This is a genomic window from Vibrio sp. Vb0598 (assembly GCF_033338935.1).
Classification (GTDB): Bacteria; Pseudomonadota; Gammaproteobacteria; order Enterobacterales; family Vibrionaceae; genus Vibrio; species Vibrio alginolyticus.
On record NZ_JAWOTP010000004.1, the window covers coordinates 1 to 24,833 of the forward strand.

The 24,833-nt window shown below is 40.7% G+C and carries 29 protein-coding genes and 1 pseudogene; 2 read left to right on the forward strand and 28 right to left on the reverse strand.

All coding sequences use genetic code 11. From position 1 onward, the window contains the following. Positions 1 to 169: 169 nt before the first annotated feature. The 21 genes from R7Q38_RS05600 to R7Q38_RS05700 form a co-directional block, all read right to left on the reverse strand. Positions 170 to 535, reverse strand: a complete 366-nt coding sequence (locus tag R7Q38_RS05600) for a zinc ribbon domain-containing protein (protein WP_318114149.1) — start codon at positions 533 to 535, stop codon at positions 170 to 172. A 127-nt stretch (positions 536 to 662) separates the two neighbouring features. Next, positions 663 to 1,958 (reverse strand): hypothetical protein, encoded by a 1,296-nt coding sequence (locus tag R7Q38_RS05605; RefSeq protein WP_053320425.1) that lies wholly within the window; start codon positions 1,956 to 1,958, stop codon positions 663 to 665. Between the two features lie 166 nt (positions 1,959 to 2,124). Then, complete coding sequence (locus tag R7Q38_RS05610) at positions 2,125 to 2,526, reverse strand: DUF2007 domain-containing protein (protein WP_025527235.1); 402 nt, start codon at positions 2,524 to 2,526, stop codon at positions 2,125 to 2,127. A 183-nt stretch (positions 2,527 to 2,709) separates the two neighbouring features. Next, on the reverse strand, positions 2,710 to 2,946 hold the full coding sequence (locus R7Q38_RS05615; RefSeq protein WP_239939224.1) for a hypothetical protein: 237 nt from the start codon (positions 2,944 to 2,946) through the stop codon (positions 2,710 to 2,712). A 140-nt stretch (positions 2,947 to 3,086) separates the two neighbouring features. Next, positions 3,087 to 3,569 carry a nucleotidyltransferase domain-containing protein gene (locus R7Q38_RS05620; RefSeq protein WP_025627933.1) on the reverse strand — a complete coding sequence of 161 codons (483 nt, stop codon included), beginning with the start codon at positions 3,567 to 3,569 and terminating at the stop codon, positions 3,087 to 3,089. A 665-nt stretch (positions 3,570 to 4,234) separates the two neighbouring features. Beyond that, positions 4,235 to 4,561 (reverse strand): hypothetical protein, encoded by a 327-nt coding sequence (locus R7Q38_RS05625; protein ID WP_191116286.1) that lies wholly within the window; start codon positions 4,559 to 4,561, stop codon positions 4,235 to 4,237. Positions 4,562 to 4,780: 219 nt separating this feature from the next. Continuing rightward, positions 4,781 to 5,572, reverse strand: a complete 792-nt coding sequence (locus tag R7Q38_RS05630) for a Cthe_2314 family HEPN domain-containing protein (RefSeq protein WP_239939222.1) — start codon at positions 5,570 to 5,572, stop codon at positions 4,781 to 4,783. A 155-nt stretch (positions 5,573 to 5,727) separates the two neighbouring features. After that, entirely contained in the window at positions 5,728 to 6,153 is a 426-nt protein-coding gene (locus R7Q38_RS05635; RefSeq protein ID WP_239939221.1) for a hypothetical protein, read from the reverse strand. A gap of 122 nt (positions 6,154 to 6,275) precedes the next feature. Further along, complete coding sequence (locus tag R7Q38_RS05640) at positions 6,276 to 6,671, reverse strand: hypothetical protein (RefSeq protein WP_318114150.1); 396 nt, start codon at positions 6,669 to 6,671, stop codon at positions 6,276 to 6,278. Between the two features lie 186 nt (positions 6,672 to 6,857). Beyond that, positions 6,858 to 7,328 carry a GNAT family N-acetyltransferase gene (locus R7Q38_RS05645; protein ID WP_318114151.1) on the reverse strand — a complete coding sequence of 157 codons (471 nt, stop codon included), beginning with the start codon at positions 7,326 to 7,328 and terminating at the stop codon, positions 6,858 to 6,860. A 144-nt stretch (positions 7,329 to 7,472) separates the two neighbouring features. Then, entirely contained in the window at positions 7,473 to 8,636 is a 1,164-nt protein-coding gene (locus tag R7Q38_RS05650; protein ID WP_318114152.1) for a hypothetical protein, read from the reverse strand. Between the two features lie 133 nt (positions 8,637 to 8,769). After that, a complete protein-coding gene (locus R7Q38_RS05655; RefSeq protein ID WP_230238838.1) occupies positions 8,770 to 9,225 on the reverse strand; it encodes an NUDIX domain-containing protein in 456 nt (151 codons plus the stop codon). A gap of 777 nt (positions 9,226 to 10,002) precedes the next feature. Further along, the gene (locus R7Q38_RS05660; RefSeq protein WP_318114153.1) at positions 10,003 to 10,584 is read right to left on the reverse strand and encodes a DJ-1/PfpI family protein; all 582 of its coding nucleotides are present in this window, start codon (positions 10,582 to 10,584) and stop codon (positions 10,003 to 10,005) included. Between the two features lie 151 nt (positions 10,585 to 10,735). Beyond that, positions 10,736 to 11,434 (reverse strand): hypothetical protein, encoded by a 699-nt coding sequence (locus tag R7Q38_RS05665; protein ID WP_069490550.1) that lies wholly within the window; start codon positions 11,432 to 11,434, stop codon positions 10,736 to 10,738. Positions 11,435 to 12,080: 646 nt separating this feature from the next. Beyond that, entirely contained in the window at positions 12,081 to 12,398 is a 318-nt protein-coding gene (locus tag R7Q38_RS05670; RefSeq protein WP_318114154.1) for an antibiotic biosynthesis monooxygenase, read from the reverse strand. Positions 12,399 to 12,633: 235 nt separating this feature from the next. Next, positions 12,634 to 13,110, reverse strand: coding sequence for a GNAT family N-acetyltransferase (locus R7Q38_RS05675; RefSeq protein ID WP_239939021.1), 477 nt, complete (start codon positions 13,108 to 13,110; stop codon positions 12,634 to 12,636). Positions 13,111 to 13,244: 134 nt separating this feature from the next. Continuing rightward, positions 13,245 to 13,850 (reverse strand): hypothetical protein, encoded by a 606-nt coding sequence (locus tag R7Q38_RS05680; RefSeq protein WP_038880385.1) that lies wholly within the window; start codon positions 13,848 to 13,850, stop codon positions 13,245 to 13,247. A 138-nt stretch (positions 13,851 to 13,988) separates the two neighbouring features. After that, a complete protein-coding gene (locus tag R7Q38_RS05685; protein WP_029817077.1) occupies positions 13,989 to 14,435 on the reverse strand; it encodes a GNAT family N-acetyltransferase in 447 nt (148 codons plus the stop codon). A 137-nt stretch (positions 14,436 to 14,572) separates the two neighbouring features. Beyond that, a complete protein-coding gene (locus R7Q38_RS05690; RefSeq protein ID WP_140283229.1) occupies positions 14,573 to 15,067 on the reverse strand; it encodes a GNAT family N-acetyltransferase in 495 nt (164 codons plus the stop codon). 155 nt (positions 15,068 to 15,222) lie between these two features. Then, positions 15,223 to 16,041: a hypothetical protein gene (locus R7Q38_RS05695; protein WP_118893645.1), complete on the reverse strand. Its 819-nt coding sequence runs from the start codon at positions 16,039 to 16,041 to the stop codon at positions 15,223 to 15,225. Positions 16,042 to 16,188: 147 nt separating this feature from the next. After that, positions 16,189 to 16,824: a hypothetical protein gene (locus R7Q38_RS05700; RefSeq protein WP_318114155.1), complete on the reverse strand. Its 636-nt coding sequence runs from the start codon at positions 16,822 to 16,824 to the stop codon at positions 16,189 to 16,191. A 246-nt stretch (positions 16,825 to 17,070) separates the two neighbouring features. Here R7Q38_RS05700 and R7Q38_RS05710 point away from each other — a divergent pair, with 246 nt between their 5' ends. Then, on the forward strand, positions 17,071 to 17,301 hold the full coding sequence (locus R7Q38_RS05710; protein ID WP_015296894.1) for a DUF2188 domain-containing protein: 231 nt from the start codon (positions 17,071 to 17,073) through the stop codon (positions 17,299 to 17,301). A 143-nt stretch (positions 17,302 to 17,444) separates the two neighbouring features. On the opposite strand, the gene R7Q38_RS05715 is transcribed toward R7Q38_RS05710, so the two are convergent. From R7Q38_RS05715 to R7Q38_RS05745, 7 genes and pseudogenes are all read right to left on the reverse strand, one after another. Next, positions 17,445 to 17,939, reverse strand: coding sequence for a GNAT family N-acetyltransferase (locus R7Q38_RS05715; RefSeq protein ID WP_213969129.1), 495 nt, complete (start codon positions 17,937 to 17,939; stop codon positions 17,445 to 17,447). A gap of 705 nt (positions 17,940 to 18,644) precedes the next feature. Then, complete coding sequence (locus tag R7Q38_RS05720) at positions 18,645 to 19,025, reverse strand: nuclear transport factor 2 family protein (RefSeq protein ID WP_318114156.1); 381 nt, start codon at positions 19,023 to 19,025, stop codon at positions 18,645 to 18,647. Between the two features lie 150 nt (positions 19,026 to 19,175). Beyond that, on the reverse strand, positions 19,176 to 19,856 hold the full coding sequence (locus R7Q38_RS05725; protein ID WP_213969126.1) for a hypothetical protein: 681 nt from the start codon (positions 19,854 to 19,856) through the stop codon (positions 19,176 to 19,178). A gap of 141 nt (positions 19,857 to 19,997) precedes the next feature. After that, on the reverse strand, positions 19,998 to 20,570 hold the full coding sequence (locus R7Q38_RS05730) for a hypothetical protein (RefSeq protein ID WP_172563625.1): 573 nt from the start codon (positions 20,568 to 20,570) through the stop codon (positions 19,998 to 20,000). A 136-nt stretch (positions 20,571 to 20,706) separates the two neighbouring features. Continuing rightward, positions 20,707 to 21,479 (reverse strand): annotated as a pseudogene (locus R7Q38_RS05735) (NERD domain-containing protein). 140 nt (positions 21,480 to 21,619) lie between these two features. Continuing rightward, the gene (locus R7Q38_RS05740; RefSeq protein ID WP_025590512.1) at positions 21,620 to 22,402 is read right to left on the reverse strand and encodes a hypothetical protein; all 783 of its coding nucleotides are present in this window, start codon (positions 22,400 to 22,402) and stop codon (positions 21,620 to 21,622) included. Positions 22,403 to 22,562: 160 nt separating this feature from the next. Beyond that, positions 22,563 to 23,609 (reverse strand): HNH endonuclease, encoded by a 1,047-nt coding sequence (locus R7Q38_RS05745; protein ID WP_256950038.1) that lies wholly within the window; start codon positions 23,607 to 23,609, stop codon positions 22,563 to 22,565. Positions 23,610 to 23,844: 235 nt separating this feature from the next. On the opposite strand from R7Q38_RS05745, the gene R7Q38_RS05750 reads away from it, so the two are divergent. Then, positions 23,845 to 24,807, forward strand: a complete 963-nt coding sequence (locus R7Q38_RS05750; RefSeq protein ID WP_213868138.1) for an integron integrase — start codon at positions 23,845 to 23,847, stop codon at positions 24,805 to 24,807. Positions 24,808 to 24,833 lie beyond the last annotated feature (26 nt).

Sequence of the window (24,833 nt, forward strand, 5' to 3'; positions counted from 1 at the left end):
TAAATCTTCCATGATTGATTATCTCCATTTCTGCGAGCGCATAACGCCCTGTTAAGGTGTGAGCAACGCAATACCGAAGCTGCCGCATACCACCTTAAACACTAAAACCAACGCATAGTAAAAATGCCACGCGTTGCGAATCACTCTTAAACAGTTTGTTATGCCTATGCTAACCACCTAGAAAATCTAGTATTTTTTGTCCAGTACCTAGACCTCGTTTGTAAAACTCAGTGTGACCGCAGCTACTGCATGATAAGAAATAAAAACGGTGTTTGTTGTAATTGAAAAATGTACTCCAAAATCCACCACTGGCTCTTAACTCACCAACCTCATATGACTCTGAACCACATTTATCACAGCAGTATTCAAACTTCGATTTCACTTTGTCATTCCCTAACAGGTGGTTTGCCATCTGCTTGTTTGCAAGCTCTTTGCCTAAAGACCCGCACTGTTCACACTTTAATGATGAGTGTTCATTGCTATGCCAGCACCCAAAGCACTCCCATTTACTATCCATATTCCCTCTTATAGGCATAACGCCGCATTAAGGTGTGAGCAACGCTACCACGAAACTTAACCATACCACCGTAAACACGAAACCCAACGATGGAATGAAAAATGCCAAGCGTTGGGAATCACTCTTAAATGCTTTGTTAGAACAATTAAATGATGGATAATTCTTCATGTTTAGGGCTAATTTTAGGATCAATATAGAATTCGCTCCCATTCATCAATATCACTGCATGTCTTACAATACCAGGTGCTAATAAACCAATTTCATTATGAGAAATGATCCCCTCTTTATCTGCTCCAGCCACGGTAAACAAGTCACCTCTTTGATAAACATAGCTATCATCTGGCATTGAAGTTTGTTTATAAGTTATTGAATCCACCAGTTTTAGAGGTGCTTGTTCAGTTGAGTATGAGCCAATTGGTATTTTTAGTTGGAACCAATCGGCTCCTCCTAAATTAAGCGCATACTTAGCATTAGCTTCAATTTTTATACAATGATTTAGATGCGATTGATTGTGTTCATTGCGAACGTATGTTGGTTGATAACAAATTACACAATCTATTTCTTCTGAATCTATTAGTTCCTTTATTGGTTGCTCCATATGCTTATAGTTAGCCCCTTCATGCATACGCATAAATACAACTTTCACTTGATCATTTTTAGTTTCTACGTTTTTATTTAAATTATTTACAGCTTGCCTTATTTTCTTTACATATCTCAATTTTTCACTTTTCGCTGGCATACTCATAATTTGAATAGTATGGGACACTTTTTGCCTTGAATAGGCATATTCCGTTGATGGAAGAGATGCAAAGTTAAGTAAGATAGATTTATCTAGTTGATAAGCCTGATTTAATTGAAAACGACCTTTGCTAAGAAATTTAATGATTTTATCAAAATCTGATTTGGTTAAGGTTTTATCTGATATTATCTGTAAGCTTAGCCCATACCCTTTACGGGCTAGCGCTTTAACAAATGTACTTCTCACTAAGTCACTTTGTGACTTAAAAAAAGCATAGGAATCTGAAGCATCGATATTTTTAATGGAAACAACTTGGCTGTTCCCATTAACAAGATCTATGGAAAAATCATACCCTGGATTCTTACCAGGGGCCGGTTGAATTTTTGACTCAAATAGACTAAAAACACCAAAGAAAAATATTTCAGTAAAAAAACCAAGTGTGTTTCTAGGGTTCTCTTTTTTTATTTTCCGTATTGTAGATTTCAGCCACTTTTGGTTTTCTTCACTAAATCGCTGTAAACACTTACCTAAAGTATAAAGTTCTACCGTTGCCAAGCGATCCGGTCGATTCCATAATTTTGGTAATGTATGGTTAGAGTTTGACTCTAAGTAATCTATTCCGAAGTATTCAATAATTGAAGTCAGAGCTTCTTCACCATCATTATCATAACTAAGCTTGTCTAAAGCTCTTCCTTTAATCATAAGTACCTCATCTCATATGCCTGACAATTGTTCTAACGCCGCGTTAAGGGGTGAACAACGCAAACCACCCAACCTAAGCCATTGTGCCTTAAACACAAAAGCCAAACATTGAACCAAAACTTCCAAGCGTTGAGAATCCCTCTTGAACGCTTTGTTATACCACTACTCAAAGCTTTTCACTGAACTCCCCACACTGCTTACACTTGTAGCCATGCTTGTAAAAGAACAGTGGAAAACCCAGTAAAATAAATACTAAGAAAGCTGGACGCTTACCTTTTGTAAATGCAAATAGCTCTGTACTACCACAGTTTGGGCAAACATCTTTTGCTTCATCAACGGCAACTTCATTTTCCAATGATTCTGAGAAGTCACTACTAAGTATTTGTTTCGCTTCCTCTGCATCACTCTCGGCCACCATCAGACGAACACCGCCCATGGCGTTTGAATAAAGCCACTGAGTATTCACCGTGTGCTCGTCAGCGATGTAACTTTCTATTCCAGCACTATCTAGGCTCGCTTTCGCAATATGAGCTTCATGAGGAAAAGAAAACCTTGCTACTACAATCACGTTTTACTCCTTGTGGTATAACGCCTTGTTAAGGTGTGAGGCACGCAATACCGAAGCTTCCGCATACCACCTTAACCACTAAACCAACGCATGGTAAAAGTGCTACGCGTGCCGAATCACTCTTAAACAATTTGTTATATGCCTAATCACAGGTTTCAATGGATGATGTTATCAACAGGCCTGTTAATTCAGGGCTTCAAACTTACAAGCTAAACATTCATCCCCATCGACGTACTCAGAGAACCAATAATGTGGGTCATTCACCTCACGGAAAGTCGCAAGACTATATTGCTGAGAGAATCGGTACTTCAATATGATAAGCCTGCGACACTTAGGCGGCCATTCCGCTTTCTCTAAAATGACATTTCTATTAGTCAGTTCTGACTTTAAAATCTCGTTCAAAAACACGCTTTCGAACATTTAATTTGTCCTCATGGCATATAACGCCGCATTAAGGTGTGAACAACGCGAACACCTAACTTAAAGCATTGTGCCATAAACACAAAATTGGAAGTAGAACCAAAAGTACCAAGCGTTGAGAATCACTCTTAAATGCTTTGTTATGGCGCTGAACTTGAAGTTAATTGCTGAACGTCAATTAGGTCAACTTCCCTGCACAATATTCGCTTATATGCTACTAACGTGTGAATAGGAATAACCTGTAATTCAATGCCTTGGTAGGTCTTGGTTACTGACTTTGAGAAGTCGATTTCAAGCTGATGCCACGAACCATCCACTGAAGATTGGATCTTGGTATGCTGAGCCAAGCCTATTTCAATTTTTTGGTCTCGGTAAATTAGCTGAAAATACTCTAAGTCCCAGCCATATTCCGAATAATGAGTTAGTGGTTTAGACACGTACTGCGAAGCTAGAGCTAATATTTTGTTTGCATCAGAATTTTCGATATAGAGATCGATGTCTGCAACTTCACGATTGCCACCATGAATTGTAGCCGCCAAGCCACCGACTATTTGATACTCGATATTCTCCGATTCCAAAAGATCTTTGAGCCAATTTAAGGCTACTTTTACTTTCTTGCTCATATTGCTCCTTCAGCCGATTCTGTCCCTGCGCCATAACGCCGCATTAAGGGGTGAACAACGCAAACCACCCGGCCTAAGGCATTGTGCCGTAAACACTAAAGCCAATTCAAACCAAAACTGCCAAGCGTTGTGAATCCCTCTTGAATGCTTTGTTAGTTGCCAAATCTAAAGCTTAGATTTGAAGTCGATTGCCGTTTTGCCAACACTAGTTTTATGTGCTTTGAAAAACTCAGTTCAGGCGCAGTTTCAAAGCGCCTGTCACTGAAACCACTTGGAATTTACAACGCCGTAGAAAACGGGCTTTGAACACCCAATAAACCTTTTGGAACGACAATGCAACAGAGCAGACTTTCAACAAACTAATCTTCTTCTGAAACAGAAAACCCAAACCGCACAAGAAACCAAAGCACGACTTTCACAAACCCAAATAACTAGAAATTGAAATGCGAAAAACCTAGCCAAAAACACATGGACATAAGCCCTAAACATTCTGCTTTAGCTGCGTTTTCCTCGTTGGCAACTAACGCCCTGTTAAGGGGTGAGCAACGCAATACCGTTGTTGCCGTAAACCACCTTAAACACTAAACGCAACACATAGTTAAAGTGCCATGCGTTGCGAATCACTCTTAAACAGTTTGTTATGCTGATTGCCAGCCGTTTAAGAGTTACTCACACCAACCGCACTTATATTGACCATTTATCTGATTAAAAGTCGGAGCATTGCACTTAACACAATGATGCTGAACAAAGTCATTTGAGGACTGCTGTTGAGTTCTTTGCTTAGATTGGTGCTCGTTTGGATTGAGGCTCCATTGATGGTTTGGATCTGGAATGAACGTGGCACCGCTGCCGTCATAATTCGCTCCCCAGCAAGTGATAAACAACCAACCACCATGAACTTTTGCCCTCCAAGCATCACGAGGCCCACCTTCGTTGTCAATACGTTCCCATTTTAGGGTTCCCACACTTTCAGATTTTGAAAAAAAGCCCACTGGTACTCCTATCATTCTATGATTCTATGATTCTATGATTCTATGATTCTATGATTCTATGATTCTATGATTCTATGATTCTATGATTCTATGAGCAGCATAACGCCGCATTAAGGTGTGAGCAACGCTACCACAAAACTTAACCAGACCACCGTAAACACTAAACCCAACGATGGAATGAAAAATGCCATGCGTTGGGAATCACTCTTAAATGCTTTGTTAGCTATCTTTTTCGCAGTGCAGAGGAAAATGTTGCGACACTCCCATTGCAGAGCCACGTGATAATCTAAGGTGTGTATCACGATAATGGGCATAGCAATTATCAACTAAGTCGATTGTAGCTTTTAGTGCAACCTGTACCTCTTGCACAACTAGTTCACAAATTTTGTCACGGGAACTTTCATAAATACCGACTAAATCATAACCAGTATTGTCGATGACTTTGCCCTCCATCCATGACATGTTTTTGAACATCTGGTCGTCACCTGTATAAAGCTCACTAAAACCTTTATGAGCTCGGTCATTACGATCGGCTCTCAGTTCTTCACCAGTTTTATCTAAGATTATTAAGTCTTCAAGAATTTCTGGATGCTGAGTTTTAAGCGCCTTTTTCAGCTGCTTTATATTCAACTGAAAGTCGGAAAGACCAAGCTCCAAGACTTCATTCACAAAGTGGAAAGCTATATCTCGCAGACTGGAAAAACGAAATAGCGTCAAGTCTATGATAGATTTAAGCCAGTCGTATCTGTTTATATCTTGAACACTAGATTTCACTGGAACAGTCTCAACTCCAAGCATTTGAGGGATTACCCGTAAATCGATGAACTGCTGCTCAAGCATATTAAACCGAACATAAGTTAAATGTGCGTAAGCCATGTGTGGGTCAGCATCAGAAAACTCTCGCCAATTTTGGTAAGGCAAGTCATGGAGAAAATAACAATTTATCGAATCATATAAGACCCCTTTGAAGCGAGAATCTTCCAAATCCCACCAATAATATTCATTCTTCATAGACACTCACAATTTCCGATTGATAGCTAACGCCGCGTTAAGTGGTGAACAACGCAAACCACCAAACCTAAACCATTGTACCTTAAACACTTAACCCGACTAGAACTGAAATCGCCAAGCGTTGTGAATCCACCTTGAACGCCTTGTTAGCAATATTACTCCCAGTAAACAGGAACAAGTATATCTAGGTGCTTATTCCACAACTCAGTAATCAATTTGATTGAGAATAAGTGGAATGACTGTACTTCAAGCAAATCTTTATTCACCACCCCACTAAGCTCTTCAAAATTTGATGCCTCCAAACGAAAAACCGGAGTGTGAGCAGCTTGATTTCGTAGATCGCGAAACCAGTTGTAGAGTTTAAACTGGAATTCATCTAGGACTTTTTCTTTTCTCAGCTTTTCAAGCCTTTGATTATGATTTACCAGTTTTACGTCAGGAATATAGTAATCACATAATGTTTTGACGATCATTTCTACAAATGAGTGGGATACTATGATTAGTAAGCGCGGATTGTCTTTTACAAGCCCAATTTCATCACTCACCTGCAACATATAATTAGATTCCAATTGTTTCTCCATATTGCTAACGCCCTGCTAAGGGGTGAGCAACGCAATACAAAAGCCGCCGAAAACCACCTAAATCACTAAATTCAACGCATAGTGAAAATGCCACGCGTTGCGAATCCCTCTTGAGCAGTTTGTTAGGCATTTGCCTGAGTTAGCCTCGACCACTCTTGCTTTGTACCGACTGCAAACAAAATACCTATTAACAAACAAATACCTGAACTTACCAGCCAAAAAGTTAAGGAATTACCTGCAAAGCTTGGCATTAGTGCTGGGAATGAAAATGCTCTCAGGAGAAAAACACTTGTTATCACTACTAAAATAGAACGCGTAAATGGAAGTTTCGTTATTACGCCCGCCCCCGCCAACGCAAAAGTACCCCAGATACACAAAACAGCTGTAATTGTAAGCGTTACCAATGTAGGGTACCAAAGCCCTTGCTCCGCCATTTGTGCCATCGCTTCTCCAGCCCCGAACATTCGATACCAGTCAGCTCCAAACACAATACATCCCAAGTGAGCTAATGCTGCCAAAAAGCAACACGCTGAAGATGCTATGAGAAACTTGTTCTCTCGACGATTCATTAATCCTCCTTGATGCCTAACGCCGCGTTAAGTGGTGAGCAACGCTACCACCCTACCTAAACCATTGTGCTGTAAACACTAAATTCAAAGCAAACCGAAAATGCCAAGCGTTGGGAATCCGTCTTAAACGCTTTGTTAGCTGCGTAGCTTTTTGGAGAGCAGGTTCTGTTTTGATTCGAATCCGGCGCTAGTATAAAAACCGATAGCTCCTGTGTTATTTGACCAAACATGCAGGTCAACTGAACTAGCGCCAAGAGCACTAGCCCACTTAGAAAAGTAAGAAACTAGCCCTGTCGCTACACCCAGCTTTCGAGCTTCTCTAGAAACGATTAACTCTTCAATATATCCATACGTTCGTGATTGCGTCCAACGACGCTCTTTAACGTCAGTGAGATTCCCCAATAAAGCTCCGACTACCTTTCCATCGTGCTCGCTAACAATAAGCAACTGATTTTCATCAGATAGAATGTCTTGAAGCTCAGTCTCATTTAGTACATTTTCAGTTTTGCGAACAACATCTGGGGCTAAGTCTGAGTTGTGCTCGTTCTCAGCAATGAAAAGGCTAACCAACACATCTAAATCTTTGATTTGGGCTACACGAACCATAAATATTCTCCAAGCAGCTAACGCCATGTTAAGGGGTGAGCAACGCAATACAAAAGCCGCCGCATACCACCTTAATCACTAAATTCAACGCATAGTAAAAATGCCACGCGTTGCGAATCCCTCTTGAACAGTTTGTTAGACGAATTACAGCGTGTAATTGATATCACCTTTGATATCCGTTTGATCTGAGGGAGAGTTTTGTAACTTATTCAACTTACTCAGGTTTTGGCTTGGGTGCCCATATGAGTTTTCCCCCACTGATATGCAGCAGGTTACGCTTGCAAATTCTTTCTTCCAGCACGACACAGAAAGGTTACCTGCTACCCCCCCATGATGAGGAGCAACGAGGATTGCACTTTTTCCCAAATAACGATTGTGAATAGCATTAAGTATCTTGGGATAGTGATGATCCCCTGTTAAGAGTGCCGTTTTATTCTGACCTTTAACCGCTAGTACTATACCAGTTTGGTTCCTAGAACTACCTTTCACAGCGCGAAATACATCTACTGTCTGACTTGATGATAATAAGTTTAAATCAATCCGATTTCCCACCCGCACAGTCGTCGGAGCAACAAAATAACAATTAACATTATTTTTGGATAAGTTATCCATTGCGTCACTGTAAACATTCGAAGGAGGCAAATTATCTGGCCCATACACAGCATTTACCTTTGATAACTGACTTACACTTAAGTATTTCAAAGCTTGAAAATGGTCCATATCCCAATGGCTAATCACAATGTCAATTTTTCTGTTAGAAAAGGAAGCGAACCTTCGATCAACCAAAGACTGAACTTGAAACTGATTGAAGTTTGAAGATGCCCCTAAGTCATAAACTAACGTCTCTGATTTTGTGTGTATTTCATTCCAATTTCCTTGACCACAGTTAACCACTCTTAGCTCTTCTAGTTGGTCATTGAAGTCAATGTCAACACTCTGAACAGATGGATAATCATTCCCATCAACATGTGTCAAAAACTGTGGAAAATCATCGATAAAGTTTTTAACTCGAATAACCCCCGAATATACCGCACTTCCCTCAGAGTCATCGCTAATCGCTTCGTAGCTCGCATTTTCAAAGTATCTATTTGGTAGAGAGTACCAAGACCCCGAAAACATCCTATTCTTTCCATGATAAGGCGCGATTATTTTATAAAACTTAAATGGCGAATATTCAATATCTGGGTTGATTAGTAAAAATAAAGCTTGAGCTTCATCAATTGACCGAAAGTCTATTGTGTACTCGACTATTCCCGCATCTTTCTTTGAAAGGTAACTCTCGATGTATAATTTCGTTTCTTTTGTCACTTGAACTCCATTCGTCTAACGCCCTGTTAAGGGGTGAGCAACGCAATACCGAAGTCGCCGCAGACCGCCTTAAACACTAAAACCAACGCATGATGAAAATACCACGCGTTGCGAATCCCTCTTGAACAGTTTGTTATGCCAATTTTTCCCGCTGTGCATAAGCATCATTGATCATTAAAAATGTATGGTGCATTCGCAATTTCGATTGAGCATACAAACCCCGCACTTCAGCTAACGAGAAGAACTTTGCTCGACCTATTTCATCATTGAATTTCGGCAATATGACTTGGTCTTTAACTTCTGTAACCCAGACATGACGTAATACTAATTCACCATCATCAAAACGTCCTGCATAGGTATTTAAGTAATTCTCTAAAGCAACTTCTAAACCCGTTTCTTCTGCAATTTCTCTGACTGCTGCCTCTTGAGGAAACTCTGTAGATTCAACACTACCTGACGGTATATGCCATAGACCTTTCTTTGAGCCGGTTAGCTCTTGAACCAATAACACTTCGTTGTGCTGATTAAAAATCACAGCTCCGGCAGCTTTTGCCGTAACTTCTATGTGATGCTGAATCCCATATTGCATCTAATTCTATCCTCATCCATGAGAAGTAAAGTAAAAGTGGCATAACGCCCTGCTAAGGGGTGAGCAACGCAATACCAAAGCCGCCGCAAACCACCTTAATCACTAAATTAAACGCATAGTGAAAATGCCACGCGTTGCGAATCCCTCTTGAGCAGTTTGTTAGTTTGCAAACCCAAGGCGTTGATTTTACGTTATTTTAAACTTTGCAAACAACAAACTTTATGTGTTTTGATGCACTTAAGTCAGGCGTAGTCTCAAAGCGGCTACTCAATGAAACCACGTGGAACAAACAACGCCGCAAAAAACGAACTAACAACACCAAAAAGCGCTTTTGGAAAACCAATCTCACAATGCGGACTTTCAACAAAGCCACTGAAACCACATGAACTTACCACACCAGAGAAAACGCTATTTCATCGAGTAGTACGGCTTTTGTACCGACAAACTCAACGAGCAGAGTTTCAGCAAAAAAGTTCGACTCAGGTAAACCAAAAGTCGCCGCACCAAGAAACAAATCAACCGTTGAAACGATGCCAATTTTGAATTTTCACCACGCTGGTTAACACTGAAATTGAAAGCCAATACGACAACTTAAACTTTGAGCTTTTACCACTAGGTCTTGCGATATAGCTGCGTTTTTCCTCTTGCAAACTAACGCCTTGTTAAGGTGTGAGGCACGCAATACCTAAGCCTCCGCATACCACCTTAACCACTAAAGCTAACGCATAGTAAAAATGCCACGCGTGCCGAATCACTCTTGAACAATTTGTTATGTGTTTAATGAGCACCTTGCTTGTGATAGCTCAGAATAAACTGTTTTTGCTTACGATCTAGCAACTCTAGGGCTTCAGCCACCGCTAGCCCAAAATCAACGTACCCATTGGGCATCGCTGTCACTATACGCTTGTCGACCTGAACTAAAGACTCTTCATAGATAGCCCCCTCCCAATATGGTCGAGTGAGCTGTACCGAAGATTCTGGGGCGTATTTTTCCGTATAATTATGGGTGATTTTGACCCCCTTTAGGATGCCAGCTCTTGCTAAGACTAATACTCCCGCACATATGCCACCAATAACTAGTGATGATTCATGAGCTTTCTGGATGAAAGTAGCAATTTGGTCGCTTCCCATTATTGAATCGGGATTTCCTCCAGGGATCAAAAGAGCTTGATAGTCCGTAATACATATGTCCTCAAAGTTAACAGTGGGGCAAATGCTTAGACCTGAGGAATCGGTATGATTGTGGTTCTCTGGGGTGGCGATATCAATTCTCCCATACGCTCCTAAACACTCTATCGCGTACATTACTTCATAGGAAATAGCCCCCGGATAGAGCAAAACCAGTGTTCTCTTTGTCATTATTTCCTCTCTCCGTACGGAACACATAACGCCCAATTAAGGTGTGAAGCACGCGACCACGACACTCAACTAGAACACCGTAAACACTAAACTAGACCCAAGCCAAAAATGCCAAGCGTGCTGAATCACTCTTAAATTGTTTGTTAGCTCTTTAGTCCGCCGTTGCTAAATCTATACTTCGCAGAAGCAAACGACCCAAATGAGTAATACTGTTTCCACTTGCTTTTACCATACCAGTTTTTTCGTCAAATTCTGGGATATCACCTTTTTTAGGTTTTCGATAAGTAACACGAAGTAAACCAAGAGTAACCAACCTTGTTTTGTAAGTGGAAAAAATTGCTTCTTTATCAAGGTCTTCGTCTGAAGCCCCGATATAGACCATAGGAGGTGTTAGTATGTCTTCGTGTACTCCCCAGAACTCATCATATTCGTCGTCACCTTGATAAAGCGTGTAGGATTTTAAAAGCAATATTTCAATGTCGTTCAAGTCATTAAGTAGAACTAACAGTTTTTTGTATTCTTGATACTTTACTTGTTCTTCGGTGAGACTGTTCTTTAGAAGTGATGAGATGTACTCTCGACGTTCTACACTTAAAGCTTTCGACGCTTGAATGAATCCATCCTCAAGCAGATCAACAAACTCAGGCTGAGAAAATTTTGCCTCAATATTATGTATTTCGGCTTCCTTAACTTTTGCTTCCAAACTTTCTAAGAGTGATTCGATTCGTTCCATTCGTTGATTAGGAATCACTGCACCTATAACCTCAGCGGCTAGAGGGCCGACTATTGGTATAGCACCAGCTAGCCCCTTTCCAAGAATCGCCGCCACATCTGTTTTTTCAAGCTTCATATATTCTCCCTGAGAGCTAACGCCGCATTAAGGGGCAGCAACGCGCTACCACCAAACTCCAATTTACCACCGTAAACGCAGATGCCAAGATTTAAACCAAACTCGCCACGCGTTGACTGTCCCTCTTGAATGCTTTGTTAGTTGCCAAACCTAACACTTTCATTTGAAGTCAATTACCGCTTTTCCAACACGAAATTTACGTGCTTTAAGAAACTCAAATCAAGCGCAGTTTCAAAGCGCCTGTCGCTGAAACCACTTGGAACATACAACGCCTTAGAAAACGGGCTAACAACACCCAAAAGAACCTTTGGACAGACAATGTTACACAGCTAACTTTCAACAAATAAATCGGTTTCTGAAATAGAAAATCCAACCACAAAAGAAACCAACGATCGATGTTCACAACCCAAATAACTAGAAATTGAAATTCGAAAGCCCAGCCAAAAATACATGGACATTAGCCCTAAACATTCTGCTTTAAGTACATTTTCCCTCGTTGGCAACTAACGCCGCGTTAAGGGGCAGCAACGCGCTACCACCAAACTTCAATTTACCACCATAAACACAAATACCAAGACTTAAGCCAAAGTCGCCACGCGTTGACTGTCCCTCTTGAACGCCTTGTTATACCCGTGTTTTTTAGTGCCTAGATACCATAATCGCGTTCAACTAGCGAGATACGTACTTTGAATGACTCGTACCATGAATTCCGCCCGATTTTTTGAGCTTCTAAGTGTTCCGTATTTTGTTTCCACTTTCTAATGGAAGCCAAGTCTGTCCAATATGAGACGGTTATCCCCACTTCTTCTCGTGCTGACTCAACGCCTAGAAAACCTTCCTCAAGCTCCGCTAAACGAAGCATTTTAGCTGCCATTTCTCCGTATCCGTTGTCACCTTCAGTTCGGACCGAAGTGAAGATAACAGCATAATATGGTGGCTGAGGGGTCTGAGCTATTTGAGACATGGTAATTTCCTTTGAGCTAAGCAGAATAGTCCATTGTTAACTAAGCTACCCTACACTAAGAAGGTATTTGTTCAACTGACTTGGCCCATTTTCACGGGAAGGGTATAACGCCGCGTTAAGTAGTGAGCAACACTACCACTGAACCTAAATTATTGCGCCGTAAACACTAAAGCTGAATAAAACCCAAAATGCCACGCGTTGCGAATCTGCCTTAAACGCTTTGTTATACGATTTCTCACAACGAGCGCTCAAACTGACCATTTTGAGCTTTGAAACCTAATTTTTCAAACAGAGCTTTAGACCGAAAGTTACCTTCATCAATGTCTGCATACAATTTTTCAATGCCCACAGATTTTGCATGAGAAAATAATAAACTGAGAGCTTCAAACATATAACCTTGTCGCCAATATGATGAATTAAGTAAGCATCCAACCTCGCACGAATGACCGCAATCACTAAAACTATGTAAACCGCAAGTTCCGATAACTTTGTTGGTTGATTGTTCTAAGACTGCCCATTCCAACGATTCACCCGACTTTTCTAATTGGACGACGCTTTCTAGCATCTGAAATATCGTATCTTTCGATGGAAAAAACGGCTCTGAGGCAAATTCCATTGTTTGAATATCTCCATAAATTTCAAACAAGTCATCAGAATCATCCATTTGAATTGACCTTAAAACAACCCTACTTCCGTGTAAATCAGGCTTCATTTTTCTCCTTAATCGTATAACGCCCTGTTAAGGTGTGAGCAGCGCAATACCAAAGCCACCGCATAACACCTTAAACACTAAACGCAACGCATAGTAAAAATGCCACGCGTTGCGAATCACTCTTAAACAGTTTGTTATATACCGCTATCGATTAAAATTTTAGTCAGTGTTTCTTGGATATTGTCATCAAGACTATCTTTTACATGCGCTTGTTCATCTTGAGATAAAAGTGAGAACTGCGCGGGAAGCTCTTCGATGTCGAGAACCTTAACCCCTTTTAAGTAACACGTACTGCATTTACTGTCGCCATCAATATATGGAACAACATTTAACGATACATATGTTATCGCACCCATTCGTTTACCAAAGATTGATTGTTGATGGACACCGTAGCCGAAAGTATTCGATACACCATAAATATCTCTAGGTACAAGCTTTATAGCCATATCAACATCACCGATTTCTGACTCCGAGATAAGCTTAACCGCCATCCCTTTTGCCTCGACATAGTCTTTGACCGTTTTAACAAGTAAATCAGAGAAAGAACTATCTTTAACTGCATCATAATCGTTGTTAAATATCGTTGTACCAGTCGTTACAAAGTTAGGATATTCAGGAAACTCGTTAACTACCCCGACGGTTTCAACTTCCTTAAGATCTTGCGGTTTCAACGTAGATGCACAGCCTGTAAGAGCTACTAGCAATAACAATGAGTAAACTAACTTTATTTTATTTTTCACCTTTATTCTCCCTAGGTATATAACGCTGCGTTAAGGGGTGCCGGCACGCAATACATAAGCCTCTGCATAGCACCGTATACACCGAACCCAACGCATACTAAAAATGCCACGCGTGCCAAATCCCTCTTGAACGCTTTGTTATGTGCGAACCCAAACCATTGGCACAAACCTTATACCACTAACTTCTAACTCTGAGCCTGTGGCAACAAAGCCCTGAGATTTATAAAAGTTTACTGCGTTAACCGAGGCTCTTAAACGCACTTCGCGTCCAGTTGATAATGCCAACATGTGTTTCATTAGCAATTTACCCAAGCCACTTCCTTGATAGTGTACGTCGACAAACAAATGAGTAATATACTCTTTGTCGCGTATCGCACCAAAACCAACAAGTTCATTGTCTTTCGTTGCTTTTAAACTCAGAAAGCGTGTTTTGTCGAAAGCTGTTTCAACATCGGGAAGAATTTTTGAAGCAAAAGTAACCTGGCCTTGTTCATTAAAATGCGGCAGGATGTTTGCGCTCGATACTCTTGTGACAAGGTCAACGACTAAGCCTAAATCTGAAATTTCCGTTTCTTCGATATTCATTTGACCTTCCTAGCACATAACGCCGCGTTAAGGGGTGAACAACGCCACCACCTTACCTAAACCATTGTGCCATAATCACAAAAGCTAAACTTTGAACCAAAACTGCCAAGCGTTGAGAATCCCTCTTGAACGCTTTGTTATGTGCGTGCTAAACGGTAGCGCCTTACAGTGCCCTCGTTTTCACTTGTGTAGTTACCAAGATACTCACCGCCGCAGTTTTCGATAACCTTTTGGGATGCAGGATTGTCAATTGAACAAGTAACAATAACTGAGTCAGTGACAACATGGTCTCGCACCCAAGCGAGGAGAAATGAGGCTACACCTTTACCACGAGCTGACGGTCTAGTTTCGTAGCCAACATGCCCAATGACATTTTCTACGTTGGCATTAGTACCTTTACGAATTCGAATAGCACCTAAGATTTCAGAGCCAGATACGCAATAATAAGTTGTGCTGGGTAAATAACCGTTTGGTAATTCAGAAGTTGCCTTAGAACGTTCAGCCAAACTTGATAAATAAGCTTCAGGATCTTGATCAACGCCGAAATACTTAGGGATACCAGACTCCAAACATTCTTTCGCGTAACTCGCTAATATTGGAGCTAAATCTGGACTCGCTTCTACTACTTCCATGTCAATTTTCCTCAAAAGCACATAACGCCCAATTAAGGGGTGAACAACGCCTCCACCTAAACCTAAGGCATTGTGCCATAAACACTAAAACTGAAGTAGAAGCAAAAGTGCCAAGCGTTGTGAATCCCTCTTAAATTGCTTGTTAGAACTATTTATCACCGATGGACGCTTCGTACCTTTCTAAATTCGCTAGGTGTTGCAATGTCCAACACGTCCAATAGCTTATAGATCGTAGTGACCAGTTTTTCTCTATCATGATCAGCAACAAACATTGCTCGAAGTAAGTAGAAGTACTCTGTTTCGTTAGCATTGAACTCATACTCTACTTCTAGTCCACATTTTCCGGTTCCCGATAATTTGAAACCACCAGTTTTGTAGTCTTGTTCAAAGTACACTCCAGTAATATAGCCCTCACCAGCCTTTTCGTGCCGTTTAACATCGCTTATATCAATAGTTGATGAAAAAATTTCTTTAGCTTTAACGTTGTTTATTAGTAGTTCAGATACCTCAAGAGCTCTAACTACCTCCAACTCTTCCGGAATATGGAATTCGTGCTCAACTTTATTTCGGAGGTTTCTAACCTCAGAAATCATGAAGCTTGGTGCAAAGCCTAAAGCACAGAACAACCTAAGACTCATAGGTTTGATGTCTTGTTCTTTTTCGGATAGTACGTGAGCACAGAAATCCAAAGCACTCTTCTCTATATTATTTGGATCTATAGATAAACTTCTCAAAACGACTTCAATTAGACAATCGATACTTCGCTTCGCATTGGATAACGCATTAATTAAACCTTTAGGACTTATTTCGGACATGTCTTTTTGAGCATAACTTAGATAATCAAAAGGCATCACCTGAAATTTAAAGCCAAAATTAATATTGTCATGAGCCCCTACACTGATATTCGTATAGTCAAGCTTCACGTGCTCGAACACCTGTTTAGGTGAAGATACTTTTTCTATTTCTTTACTCATAATCCCAAGATAGTTCTAACGCCGCGTTAAGTGGTGAACAACGCGACCACCAAACCTAAACTATTGTGCCGTAAACACTAAAACCGATTAAAACTGAAAGTGCCAAGCGTTGTGAATCCGTCTTAAACGCTTTGTTATGTTTACTGACTAGTAGTAATTCCTATAAGCCTTGATGACTTCCAACCCGATATCTATCCGGTTAACCAACCAATTTGCTTGCTCTGATGTCCAGCCATATTGTTCCTGAAGGTACGCACCCAGTAAAACACTATCCATTGGCTTCCTTGAGTATCGTGCGAATGCACATATAAAACTATCTAACCTAGCCACATCAAAAGGATGAAAGCTCAAAGGATAATGACTTAAGTAGGCTTCAAACGCTTTTCTTGGCACATTCGCAGAAATTATATCTTTGATGCTAGGGTTAGAATTAGAAATAAGAACCCGGATATTTTCCCCTTTCGCAAATGCCTTAAACTCGTTGGCGAAGCTCGTAGCGAGCTGGTTATACGTTTCAACCGAAAGCTCATCACTTTGAGGCACAATGTTGCTGACTTTTAGACACTTAGAAGAACTTCCAGATATGCACAACGCAACCTGAATAAGCTCATGAACTTTAGTTAGGACAACCGCTTTGCCTTCTGGCGTGCCATCCACTAACCTTTCACTTTTAGCTGAATCAAACGTCCATGAAGTGTCTGTGTCCGTAAACTCTTGTAATTTGGATAAAATCCAATCAGCTCCTAGGCTTGATTTAAGCTCTACTTCAACGTGTACTAGCATATTTCCTCGGTAAACATAACGCCTTGTTAAGGGGTGAGCAACGCAATACCTAAACCGCTGCATACCACCTTAAACACTAAACCCAACGCATAGTAAAAATGCCACGCGTTGCGAATCCCTCTTGAACAATTTGTTAGGCATATTCTTGAATATACCACTTAAATTAACCTGTACAAATACCCATGTATCATTTGTGTGGTTGCACACACTGGTGATCCTATAACTTATTCATTTGAGGTAAATTTTATGGCAAAGAATGACTACAACGTTTATCAAGGTTCAGATGGAACTTGGCGTGGCAAGCGTCAGGATGCAAGTCGAGCAAGCATTACAGGCAAAACTCAAAAAGAAGTATTTGAGAAAACTCGTGAGCTAGCGAAAAAAGCGCAATCTGAAGTATCTATACATAGAGGTGACAACAACAAAATCCGAGATAAACATAGTTACGGAAACGACCCAAAAAGCTCTAAAGGTTAAACTCTAAAAGATTGGGAGAAGGAACTCCCATTCAGTTAATTGCCGCTTATATGCCTAACGCCGCATTAAGGTGTGAGCGGCGCTTGGCTATACTTGAGCGAAGCGAAACTGCCAAGCGTTGCGAATCACTCTTGAATGCTTTGTTATGTGCGTGCTAAACGGTAGCGCCTTACCGTACCCTCTCTGTCATCTGTGTAGTTACCGAGGTATTCACCACCACAGTTTTCTATGACCTTTTGAGACGCGGGATTGTCAATTGAGCAAGTAACAATAACTGAATCAGTGACAACATGGTCTCGCACCCAAGCAAGCAGAAATGAGGCTACACCCTTACCACGAGCTGTCGGTCTAGTTTCGTAGCCAATATGACCAATGACATTTTCTACGTTGGCGTTAGTACCTTTGCGAACTCGGATTGCACCTAAAATTTCGGAGTTCGATACACAGTAGTAAGTTGTGCTAGGTAAATATCCCTTTGGTAACTCGGAGATTGCCTTTGAGCGTTCGACCAAACCTGACAAATAAGCTGTAGGATCTTGCTCCACACCCGAATATTTTGGAATACCCGATTCTAGGCATTCTTTCGCATAACTCGCTAATATTGGCGCCAAATCAGGGTTGGCCTCTACCACTTCCATGTCAATTTTCCTCATAAGCACATAACGCCGCGTTAAGTGGTGAACAACGCCAGCCACCCAACCTAAACCATTGCACCTTAAACACTTAAGCTAACTTGAACTGAAATCGCCAAGCGTTGTGAATCCGTCTTAAACGCCTTGTTAGGCGAAGTTTCACACCAGTGTTCAAGGATGTTTGCAAGCAGATTACCCGAAACCAAATAAGCAACCAAACACCTACTGACTTTTTGTGATTCAAGAACCATAAAAGCCACTATGTTTCAGCCAAGGTTTCAACAACCACGAAATGCAGACTTTCAGCGATCAAGTTGCTTTTGAGGAAACGAAACGTAAAGCTACAAACTTAAAGCGAGAACAAAAGCCTCAATTAACTTGCCCTTTCCACACTTTGAGCCAGTGAAACTCACAACCAACCGGCTATGAAAACCAATGAGGCAACTCGCAAACCTTGACATGTTTTACGGCCAGAAAGATTCAAGAATTTGAACAGACAATCTTGAATTGCCGACTTAGAAACAACGAATGCTCAAAGAGACCTAAGAAAATGAGAACAAAGAACTTTCCTGCCCGTCGCCTAACGCCCAATTAAGGTGTGAGGCACGCAATACCGATGTTGCCGCATAACACCTTAACCATTAAAGCCAGTGCATACTAAAAATGCCACGCGTGCCGAATCACTCTTAAATTGTTTGTTAGGTGCGTAGTTTAATCTTGCACTAATCTGACCCATTTTGCCCGCCATGCCTGTGCTTCCATTGGGTCTGGCCAGAACTCTTTTTGCTTACTTATTAAGCCTTTTTCAACGGTATGAAAAGTTATGGCTCGTGCTTTTTGGACGCTATCTGTAATTGATACATCAGTGACAACTGTTTCACCGTCGCAAACTACAGAGTGAATTGTAAACTCCCAAATACCATTCGCTGGGTAATAGGAATTGATAGCCGTAAAGTTGTCTCGGCCAATAATGAGTTCACCAGACTGCGGCCAGAAACCCTCAAAGTCAGGGCTAAGCCACTCGCTTGCTTTAGCAAAGTCGTTTGTTTTCATCGCATCCCAAAAAGCTAGGACGACTTCCTTTGAGTTCATGATTTTCTCCAAGCACCTAACGCCCTGTTAAGGTGTGAGCAACGCAATACCAAAGCCGCCGCATACCGCCTTAAACACCAAACGCGACGCATAGTGAAAATGCCACGCGTTGCGAATCACTCTTAAACAGTTTGTTATGCTTATAAGTCCTCAGGCTAATCGAACCTTATAGACCGTATGATTTAAAAACTTTTCTATTGCGATCAACGTAAAAAATGCATTAGAACTTAATAAAAATTCAGTCTCATGACCGTGCGTTTGTCTACTACTATTACGGTATACAAATGCGTTAGTTTTTGAGTTAGCGGATACAGTAATAATCCAGATTTCATTCGGTTGATGATAACCAGCATGAATGGCAGCAACTTGAGCACATAACGTCGTAGACAGTGGTCTATTGGCACTAAACTCAGAACAAGGAACACCATTCTCATCTCGGGGATAAACCCCACCATGAAATAATACTTGCCCAGAGGACAATGGCTTACCAAACGTCCCAATTTCCCGCTCCACTTCGATCCAGTCAGACTTACTAGGGGTTTTTCTATACTTACTCAAAGCAGGAACATCTTTTAAGTAGGGCATGCCTTGACACGCTAAAGCATATGAAGAATTACAGCTCAATTTTTTTTGAATCAGATGAGTTAAAATAGTAGTACCAAAGCTCTTGTATGCAACTTCAACATGCTTATCCGGTGTGTCTATTAGATATTTTTCTCTTAAAGGTCTAGTTTCAAAACCGCTTTCCATAGCTCGTTGATGCAAGGAAATTTCTTGATTTGTGTAAGCCCTTTCTTGCATAGGGTATATATCAATTAATGGTACAACCATAAATTCAACTCCTAAAAATAAGCATAACGCCCTGTTAAGGTGTGAGCAACGCAATACCAAAGCCTCCGCACACCACCTTAATCACTTAAACCAACGGATAGTAAAAATGCCACGCGTTGCGAATCACTCTTAAACAGTTTGTTAGCTTTTCCGTGCACACATGCTACGTAAACTAAGCCATGCATACTTTACCTTTGCTTTTAGTTTCGACTCAGTATTGAACATGACCTCCATACCCATTACTTTAGTTTTTCCTGTCATGTTCACAGTCAAAATATCTTTGCATACTTGCCTGTGATATCCATGAGAAGTTTGAGCAGAAAACAAAAGTTTGGATATACCTTCGGTAATAACACCACCTTTAATCCGAATGTCTGTATGCCCGTTAGCGGCAAACTCCAACACTTCATTTTTCGAGAATACTCGATCAGATTCCGATAATGCTTCCCGGTATTCAGGTGGTTGACCATTCTCTTTTTCTACCATGAACGATAACTTTTTATAACATGATATTGAATTGATGGTTACTGGATAAGGTTTTCGATTTCGGACAACAATAATGTAGTCACTATGTGATTGTCTTTTATGGACGACTACACGCTCAATCCTCAATGCAGGCTGTGCATTTTTATACCAACTAATTAATACAGTCAGTATTGCGATAAAAGCTGCCGTAGAGCTTAAAGCATCTACTATATATTTATAATTTTCCATTATTCCACCAAGGAAATGCTAACGCCCTGTTAAGGTGTGAGCAACGCAATACCGATGCTTCCGCATGCCACCTTAAACACTAAAAGCAACGCACAGTAAAAATGCCACGCGTTGCGAATCACTCTTAAACAGTTTGTTAGTTGAATTGTTTCACCGCTCTACACTTGGGAAAAGTTGAACAACCCCAAAACTGTTTACCTATATTTTCACCACGCTTGGTTTCACGCAACACCATTTCAGAGCCGCAACGGGGGACTGATTTGAGCTAGCTTTGGATACGACAACTTCTTTGACATGTTTACGATGCTTTAAATCCTTAATAACTCTGCACTTTAACTTTATCTGGTTTATAGACTCAGTTAACCGAGCGTAATCCTTGTCAGAGAACACTACCTCGTTAAATTGCTGAATGTATCGAATACTTCCTCGAGCATAGGTAACGTTTGGAGGCATTTCGGTTTTAAAGGTGCTATCGCCGATGAAAACAATAACTGAATGCAAGTGCTCTTCACTGCAACCTAGCAATGTTTCCAGAGCTTTTATGTGCTTGTAATTCTGATGCAGTGGGTTCTGAAATTTAGAGGAATGACGGTAAATCTTTTGTGTCCACTGTTTCTGGCGAGCTGAACCAAATATCCAACCTTTCATATTCTTAGTTTCAACGACGAAGATGCCATATCTAGAAACCACAATATGGTCGACTTGAGTTGTACCATCATTAGTCGGCAACGTTACGTCTTTTATTAGTGTGTAATCAGACACTGGTAAATTGGACAAAAGGCGGTTCACGAGAAACTCACCGAATACACCTTTTAGCCACCCACTTTTGAAAACGCTAACAATGAGCAATAAAGGCACTAGATACCAGACTTGCGCAAGCACATTAAGAAATGCTTCAAAAATATTCACGAATTTTCCCTATTCAACTAACGCCCTGTTAAGGTGTGAGCAACGCAATACCGATGCCGCCGCATACCACCTTAACCACTAAAACTAACGCATAGTAAAAATGCCACGCGTTGCGAATCACTCTTAAACAGTTTGTTAGGCTAATTTATATTGCGCACCCACTTATTCCTGTCTTCTTGGGAACGTACAATCTTTTGGGAACTAGAAAGTTCATGAACAGCCTTAGAAAATTCAGCCTCTGATAGACCAAGCTTGTTTTGAAGATCCAGATCTAGAGCGGTTGGATACTTTAAAGCTACATAGATTTTAGCTGAAGGCGAACTCGTCATTGCTTTAGTGATTACAGTTTGCTGATAATTCCGATGAGCGCGCTTTTGATTATCTGTCCATTGAGCTCTTGCATGCTTACCTTCACCTTTAGGTAGATCCTTCCGAGCAATTAATTGCCCTTCAAACTTAAAATCCGCGGATATCTTTACAATAAGAAGCTTATTGAAGTTTCCGGCTCGTTTCACCTTAACTTCATCTTTCCTCTTTTCGGGAGAAATTGTTTTAATTTCGATAAAATCGTTGCCTAACTTTCCATCTGAACCTTTTGTACATGGCTTATGCCGTCTGATCCCATACTCAATTTCAGCATATAGCTCACCTAGCTCTCCCCAGATCTGTAGATAGCGATTTGTATGCAAATAAAATGATTTAGCACTTTCAACCAACGTCATAAAAATTGCTACAAGTTCAGGGTTAACTTCAAAAGCCTCACTATCGAGAGTGTTGTCCAAGGGCTCCCACTCTTCGGAAGAAAAGCCTAGTTCTTCCAAGGTAGTTTCATATGGATTGTATCCGCAAGCTGCCGCGTCAGCTATTTGCTCTGCACTATAACCTTGAGCGTGCATATCATATAGATGTTCCCAATCACTCATTCTTAATCCTTACTTGATACAATTACATGAAATTGCCTAACGCTCTGTTAAGGGGTGAGCAACGCAATACCAAAGCCGCCGCATACCACCTTAAACACTAAAACCAAAGCATAATGAAAATGCCACGCGTTGCGAATCCCTCTTAAACAGATTGTTAGAATTATTTTTCACACTTGCTTTGAAATAACGCATTATGATGTTTCATATAACTAGAAAACCTAGCGGCTTCGTCATGAGACATACAATCAATGTTTACGGTAAAACCAGCTAAATCCTTATAATACTTGGGAAGCTTACGCAGAATTGAGTGGGAAAACCTGATTTCAAACTCATTTTTTTTCTTATAAAACAGAGACATTAAATGTGAGTCAAATAGCTTGTCTAACGTAGCTTCCAACAATATGCCATTAGCACCATCGAGTCTTTCGGTAGAATCAGAACAGTCTTTCCATGCCTTTATATGGGAAGCGATTAGGACCTCTCGAACAGAGTTAAGAGTTACAGCACAAGCTTCATTTCCCCAAACGCGAATTACATTTTTTCGATATTTCCCTTGTCCAACTCGAGCTTTCATCAGAGTTTCTCGTTCAGTTTCTGAAACGTCAGAATTCATAATTTCAGTAACATCATCTAGTAACTGATCTTCTGAATCAAAACCAACAAATAGCTGCTTTGAACTGTGCTTATTCTCGTAAAGATTATAGCGAGTTAGTTCGTGGAAAGAATGAAAGTCATCTATAGATATAAACTTAACGTCTTGCGGCTTAAAACGAATGTTAAAACAATTTATTGGTGGTAGCGTCGTCAACGGACTTGTATTGCCTCCGACAACCTCGACATCTTTAACCATCGACTCTATCACAGAGCTTTGATGCAGTTTATCGTAAGCCGCTTTAGCCTCTTTTTCAGTCAGGCACTCTACGCTAGCGATTTTTGCAATAGATATATTTTTTGCTTTGAACTTATCATAAACATATAGATGAATAGCGTATCTACACCCTGCATGTGCGTGATTCGTTGTATTTACCGGTTGAAGAAAAGCATACTTATAGCCATCCACTAAGGTTTCGAAGTCAAACAACCATTCTTCAAACCCAAATCCATTGTCAAACTCAAACAGCCCTTCAGTTTGACTTTTACCGCGTGTTCCAGATGGCTTTTTCCAATCATTATCATTCCAGCAAATCCTAGCTATCTTTTCTTCCACGAAATATCCTTTTAATTCTAACGCTTTCTATACGGCGATTTGCCGTTTTTCTGGCAGGCTACCGCCTTCTTTCTTATCAAAAGCGCTATCAATCGTAGCACTTATATTTATGAAAAAAATAGAAAAACAGTATGAATATGTGTGGTAGCGCGCGCAATTAGGCGGCGCACAGCACGCTAATTTAAAAAGTGGTGATACATTAACGGAGCTGTATAAATAAACAGGTTAATTTATCATGAAAAGTCAGTTTTTACTTAATGTAAAAGAGCACATGCTTACTCGTCATTATGCGAATAAAACTATCGAAAGTTATCTATTTTGGATAAAACGCTTTATCACTTTTCACCAGCTTGCTCACCCATCAACACTAGCAGAAGATGATGTCATTCAATTTCTGAGTTACTTAGCGGTAGAAGAAAAAGTTGCGGTAAAAACGCAAGCTTTGGCGCTGAACTCAATATCATTTTTATATCGTGATTATTTCAAAACCCCACTATCACTTGATATGAGATTTCAGAAATCCTTGACCGAAAAGAAACTTCCCGTTGTGTTAACCAGGGAGGAGATCCGAAGATTCGTTCAGCATATCGACCCGAGGTATAGACTCCATATTCAGCTGCTTTACGGCTCCGGGCTTCGAGTTATGGAATGTTTACGCTTAAGAGTTCAAGATATCGATTATGATTATGGTGCAGTTCGCGTTTGGCAAGGAAAAGGAGGTAAAAATCGTACAGTCACATTAGCCAAAGAACTGCATGAACCACTCAAAGCTCAAGTTAATTTAGCAAGAAACTATTACTTTAAAGATAGGCACATGCCTGGTTATGCGGGCGTATACATCTCTGAAGGTTTACGACGTAAATACCCAAAAGCGGAGCTAGATTTTAACTGGCACTTTTTGTTTCCATCAACAAAGTTAAGCGCAGATCGAGACACTGGTGAACTCAGAAGGCATCATATCAATGAAAGCGCAATACAAAGAGCGGTAAAGCGCGCGGCAAGCGACGCAAGCATTGAGAAAACTGTAACTTGCCACACACTAAGACACAGTTTTGCCACGCACTTATTGGAATCTGGCGCAGACATTAGAACTGTTCAGGAACAATTAGGGCATACTGATGTAAAAACCACGCAAATCTATACTCACGTTATCGAGCGCGGGGCTGGCGGCGTGTTGAGTCCATTATCCAGCCTTTAGAAAAACAAAGCCACCTCGAAAGGTGG